We start from the raw sequence: 4,455 nt of genomic DNA, 5'->3' as shown, positions 1-4,455 counted from the left end.
GTTCGGCGCGGCCACGCTGGCCCTCATCTCACTGCGGTTTGAAGAAACCCTGGCACAGAAAAACCCGCGTGCGCTGCAGCCGGCCACACTGCTGCGCACCTGGGTCCATATTCTTCGCAACCCCACGTTCCTGGCGTTTTCGGTGTTGACCGCGGCCTCCTACGGCGGCCTCTTCACCTTTCTGGCCACCTCGTCGTTCGTGTTTATCAAGGTGCTGGGCCTGACCAAAACACATTACGGCCTCATCATGTTTTCGATGTGTTTTTGCTACCTCACCGGCACCTTCATCTGCCGTCGGCTGCTGCCGCGCTTTGGCGTGCGGCGCTCGGTGGCCGTGGCCGCGTGCCTCACACTGGCCGGCGGAACCCTGATGGGCGTGCTGGCCTGGGCCGGCATCCAGAACGTCTGGGCCATCATGCTGCCCTACTACCTGTTCATGCTGGGGCATGGCGTGCACCAGCCCTGCGGGCAGAGCGGCGCCGTTAGTCCCTTCCCCCAGGCGGCGGGCGCTGCCTCGGCCCTCAACGGATTTCTCATGATGGTCGTGGCCTTCGGCATGGGCGGCTGGCTGGGAACCCACATGGACGGCACGGTGCGGCCGCTGACCAACGGCGTCTGGTTCTGGAGCGCGCTGATCGCCGCCACGGCCTGGACCGTGATCCAGAAATACGGAGAGCCTGCCCATGAGGCCGCAGCCAGGGCCTGACATGCGCGGCATCGCACTGGCCGGACCGACGGCCTCCGGCAAAACCGCCGCCGCCATGGCGATTGCACAGCGCCACGCGGTGGAAATCATCAGCGTCGATTCCGCACTGGTCTATCGCGGCATGGACATCGGCACTGCCAAGCCCACAGCGGCCGAGCTGGCCGCTGTGCCGCATCACCTGATTGACATCCGCGACCCGCTGCACGCCTACAGCGCGGCCGAGTTTGTGGCCGACGCCAACCGGCTGATGGAAGACATCCGCGGACGCGGCAAACTGCCGCTGCTGGTGGGCGGCACCATGCTGTACTTCAAGGCGCTGTTCGACGGGCTGGACGACATGCCCAAAGCCGACCCCGCCGCGCGCGCCGTGATAGCCGACGAAGCAGCCGCCAACGGCTGGCCGGCTCTGCATGCCGAACTCGCCCGGGTGGACCCGGTCACCGCCGCCCGGCTCGCACCGAACGATTCGCAGCGCATTTCGCGTGCGCTGGAGGTTTTCCGCGTGTCAGGCCAGCCGCTGTCGTTCTTCCACCAGCAAAACGCTACAAAAACCATAGCTGCTGGCGCACAGCCATCAATGGCTACAGCCCTTATTTCCCTTGAACCTCAAGACCGCAGCTGGCTGCACGAGCGTATTGCCCAACGCTTCGACGCCATGCTGGCCGGCGGGTTTATGGACGAAGTGAAAGCCCTGCGCGCACGCGGCGACCTCAACCCCGACTTGCCTTCGATGCGCTGCGTCGGCTACCGCCAGGCGTGGGAAGCACTGGACGGCAACTACCCGCTGGCCGAGCTGCGCGACAAAGGCATTTTCGCCACGCGCCAGCTGGCCAAGCGCCAGATCACCTGGCTGCGCTCCATGCCGCAGCGCCAGGTCGTGGCCTGCGATGCGGCCGATGCGTTGCAGCAGGTGCTTGCACTGGTTGACGCTTCTGTTGGGCAGACGACATGAGCCTTCAACTCAGGAACCTCGCCAAGCGCTACGGCACAACCGCCGTGTTCAGCCATGTCACGCTGGATGTTGAGCCCGGCGAGTTCGTCGCCATCATCGGCGAATCAGGCGTCGGCAAATCAACGCTGCTCAACTGCATGGCCGGACTCGACACCTGGGACGAAGGCACCGTGCTGCTGAACGGCCAGGACCTGGGCACCATGACCGACGACGAGCGTGCGCTGCTACGCCGCCGCCATGTGGGTTTTGTGTTTCAGGCCTTTCATGTGCTGCCGCACCTGGATGTCGCGCAGAACGTGGCCCTGCCATTGCTGCTGCTCGGCGAGCCGGACGACGCGCGCGTGCAGTCACTGCTGGATGCGGTCGGCCTGTCGGGCATGGGCGGGCGGCTGCCCCAGCAACTCAGCGGCGGCCAGCTGCAGCGCGTGGCGATTGCCCGTGCCCTGGTACACCGGCCCAGCCTGCTGCTGGCCGATGAACCCACCGGCAACCTGGACCCAACGACGGCCGCCAAAGTAATGGATGCGCTGATTGCCCAGACCCGCGAACACGGCGCCTCGCTGGTGCTGGTCACCCATTCGGAAGCCGCAGCCGCCCGCGCTGATCGCCGGCTGCATCTGAGCGCCGACGGAATTCTTCCGTAAGCTGCCCCCCCTTGCTCAGGCCTGGGCGAGCAACTCCGCGTAGCGCTTCAAATCAACATTTCCGCCGCTGATGATGACGCCCACCTTTTCACCCGGTGCGGCAGGGTTGGCCTGCAGCGCGGCGCATGCCCCGGCAAACGCCAGGCAGCCTGTCGGCTCCACCACCATCTTCATGCGTTCGGCAAAAAAGCGCATGGACTCGACCAGCTGCGCATCGCTTACCGTGAGGATGTCGTCCACATCGCGCCGGATGATGGCAAAGGTGTACTCGCCCAGGTACTGGGTTTGTGCGCCGTCGGCAATGGTTTTTGGCGTTTCAATATGCACGATGCGGCCTGCGCGCAGCGACTGCTGGCCGTCGTTCCCCGCTTCAGGCTCGACACCATAGACCTTGCACTGCGGCGACAGGGCGCGGGCTGCAAGCGCCGAGCCGCTGGTAAGCCCGCCGCCGCCCAGACATATGTAGAGACGGTCCAGCGGGCCGGTTTCTTCGATCAGCTCTTTCGCTGCCGTACCCTGGCCGGCGATCACGTCGGGGTGGTCATAAGGCGGGATCAAGGTCATGCCGCGTTCGGTGGCGAGCCGTTTCGTCAGGGCCTCGCGGTCTTCGGTGAAGCGGTCGTACAGCACCACTTCCGCGCCATAGCCCTGCGTGGCGGCCAGCTTGGCAGCGGGTGCATCTTTGGGCATCACGATGACCACGGGCATACCGAGCAGCCTCGCCGAAAGCGCCATCGCCTGCGCATGGTTGCCTGACGAAAACGCGATAGCACCGGCCCGGCGCTGCGCCGCGTCGAACTTCGACAGCGCATTGAAGGCGCCGCGAAACTTGAAAGCGCCCATGCGCTGGAAGTTTTCACATTTGAAAAAGAAATTCGCGCCCCAGCGGGCATCGGCCGTACTGGACCGCAACACGGGCGTGCGGTGCGCATGGCCTTCAAGCCGCGCGGCAGCGGCGGTGACGTCGTCGTAGGTAGGGAGTTGCATGGTGAATACGCTTTCATTCCGGGTGAGAAATCAGAAAGATCCGGGTCCAGGGCATCCGGAAGACCGCAAGCTTAAATGACCAGGCGTTTTCCCGACAGAGCCAGAAAGCCTGATTCTGTACCGATACAGATGGCGGGTTCGTTCATCTGCCCAGGGCCTGATTTCGCTGCGGCGCTGAAAGGCACAATGAGCGCATGCGCGCCCTGCTCTCAAGCTTCTCCTGGCGGGAATTGCAACACCACCCCTGGCGCAACGCCGCCGCCGTAGTGGCCGTGATGCTGGGCGTGGCCCTGGCGTTTTCAGTACAGCTCATCAATGCGTCGGCACTCAGTGAGTTCTCACAGGCGGTGCGCGCGGTCAACGGTCAACCCGACCTGGAGCTGCGTGCCGTGCAGGGCAGCTTTGACGAGGCGGTGTACGCGCGCGTGGCCAACCATCCGCAAGTCGCGCTGGCCAGCCCGGTGCTTGAAATCAGCACGTATGCGCTGGACGGCACCTCCCCCACCGGCCGCCTGCCGCTGCGCATCATCGGCATCGACGCGCTGGCGGTGGCCGCCATCGCGCCGTCGCTGATGCCGGTGCCGTCTTCCGACGCGGGACGCTTCGCCCTGTTTGCGCCTGGCAAGGTGTTCTTGAACCCCGCCGCGCAGCAAGCATTGCACTCGCCGGAGTTGCGCCTGCAAAGCGGCCTTGAACTGCGCAGGGTTTCTGTGGCCGGCAGCGTCGGCGCCGGTGGCGGGCCCCTGGCCGTGATGGACATTGCCGCCGCGCAAGAACTCTTCGGCAAGGCCGGACAACTCTCGCGCATCGACCTCAGGCTCAGCGCCGGCGCCGATGCGCGCCGTGTGATCGAGTCGCTGCAGCTGCCGTCCAACATCACCGCCACGGCGCCGGGCGATGCGGCCGAACGCGTCAGCAACCTGTCGCGCGCCTACCGCGTCAACCTGACGGTGCTGGCATTGGTGGCCTTGTTCACAGGCGCCTTCCTGGTGTTTTCGGTGCTCTCGCTGAGCGTGGCCAAACGCGCGCAGCAATTCGCGCTGCTGGGCGTGCTGGGCCTCACGGGCCGCGAACGCCTGCAGCTGGTGCTGGCCGAGTCGCTGCTGCTGGGCGTGGCCGGCAGCGTCGGCGCCGGTGGCGGGCCCCTGGCCGTGATGGACATTGCC

Annotated in this window: 5 protein-coding genes; 4 read left to right on the top strand and 1 reads right to left on the bottom strand. The window is 65.6% G+C overall.

Translation table 11 applies throughout. The features are described 5' to 3' along the window. The 3 genes from AC1DWI_RS14710 to AC1DWI_RS14700 form a co-directional block, all read left to right on the top strand. The coding region (locus tag AC1DWI_RS14710; protein ID WP_477725095.1) for an MFS transporter at window positions 1-706 on the top strand (706 nt) is incomplete at its 5' end. Then, window positions 684-1,658 carry a tRNA (adenosine(37)-N6)-dimethylallyltransferase MiaA gene (gene miaA, locus AC1DWI_RS14705; RefSeq protein ID WP_477671154.1) on the top strand — a complete coding sequence of 325 codons (975 nt, stop codon included), beginning with the start codon at window positions 684-686 and terminating at the stop codon, window positions 1,656-1,658. The genes AC1DWI_RS14710 and miaA, both read left to right, overlap by 23 nt. Further along, window positions 1,655-2,302, top strand: coding sequence for an ABC transporter ATP-binding protein (locus tag AC1DWI_RS14700; RefSeq protein WP_477671155.1), 648 nt, complete (start codon window positions 1,655-1,657; stop codon window positions 2,300-2,302). Before miaA ends, AC1DWI_RS14700 begins: the two co-directional genes overlap by 4 nt. Window positions 2,303-2,317: 15 nt before the next feature. Here AC1DWI_RS14700 and AC1DWI_RS14695 read toward each other — a convergent pair whose 3' ends face one another. Beyond that, window positions 2,318-3,289, bottom strand: a complete 972-nt coding sequence (locus AC1DWI_RS14695) for a threo-3-hydroxy-L-aspartate ammonia-lyase (protein WP_477671156.1) — start codon at window positions 3,287-3,289, stop codon at window positions 2,318-2,320. Window positions 3,290-3,483: 194 nt separating this feature from the next. Here AC1DWI_RS14695 and AC1DWI_RS14690 point away from each other — a divergent pair. After that, on the top strand, window positions 3,484-4,455 hold a 972-nt coding region (locus AC1DWI_RS14690; protein WP_477725094.1), incomplete at its 3' end, for an ABC transporter permease.

Source organism: Polaromonas sp. P3_C2 (assembly GCF_056402675.1).
Note: the sequence above shows the minus strand (reverse complement) of the source record. Positions and strands in the feature narration are given on the sequence as shown.

Coding starts and splice junctions, on each gene's coding strand:
- miaA (WP_477671154.1), top strand. CDS start 684: ATGAGGCCGCAGCCAGGGCCTGACATGCGCGGCATCGCACTGGCCGGA.
- AC1DWI_RS14700 (WP_477671155.1), top strand. CDS start 1,655: ATGAGCCTTCAACTCAGGAACCTCGCCAAGCGCTACGGCACAACCGCC.
- AC1DWI_RS14695 (WP_477671156.1), bottom strand. CDS start 3,289: ATGCAACTCCCTACCTACGACGACGTCACCGCCGCTGCCGCGCGGCTT.